Origin of the sequence: Cellulophaga sp. BC115SP (genome assembly GCF_009905545.1) — a bacterium.
Lineage (GTDB): Bacteria > Bacteroidota > Bacteroidia > Cytophagales > Spirosomataceae > Flectobacillus > Flectobacillus rivi.
In genome coordinates this window covers 1-713 of record NZ_JAAALB010000182.1, presented here as the reverse complement: position 1 = coordinate 713, position 713 = coordinate 1, and the positions used below count along the sequence as shown (strand labels likewise).

General features: G+C 36.6%; 1 protein-coding gene. It reads right to left on the bottom strand.

Annotated elements, in window-relative coordinates; translation table 11 throughout:
- Positions 1 to 713, bottom strand: a 713-nt coding sequence (locus tag GVN22_RS27535; RefSeq protein WP_166554184.1) for a hypothetical protein, incomplete at both ends; no start/stop codon positions are given.

The following is a 713-nucleotide window of genomic DNA, read 5'->3' as shown; positions in this document are numbered from 1 at the left end:
AAGGCGTTGGTTGTTGTTAATTTATAAGTACCCTTGCTTAAACCTTCAAACCTGCCTGAGCTTTGCCAAACGCCGTTATTTATACTATACTGAAAGGGTGATTGATTATTGTTTCCACTCACTGTAATGACACCAGAGTTTCCTCCATAACAAAGGACATCAGATTTACCCGTCAGCTGTAAGTCTGCTCGATTTTGTTCTTTTAGCTCTACACTCAATACATATTTACAACTTTGTGGAGTATCTCTGATTTCTATCGCATATACATTAGGTGAAAGATTGTTAAAGGTCGAATTACTGGTTTCGGGATTATTATTCAATTTATACCAATAACCACCATTTCCTCCTGCTACATTTACTACCGAAATATTACCATCTGAGTAAGTACAATTAATTCCCGAGACTTGATAATTTGCCTTTATCCCGTTCGGAGCAGAGAGGTCAATATTTTTTCTATAGTAGCACAGCTCATCGCTAACGGTAACCACATACGTCCCTGAGAATAGACCCGAAAATTGCGAATTAGGTGAAGCTGTCTGTTGGGTTGACAATTGATAGTTGTATCCATTTCGACCTCCTTGTACATTCGTTATAGTAATGACTCCATCATTAGAATTACAGGTACTTGGAAATGACTTATTGACATCAAAAGTTATTTTTGAATTTTTGGGAATAATAGTAACAGTATAATTCTTACTACACCCTCTTACATC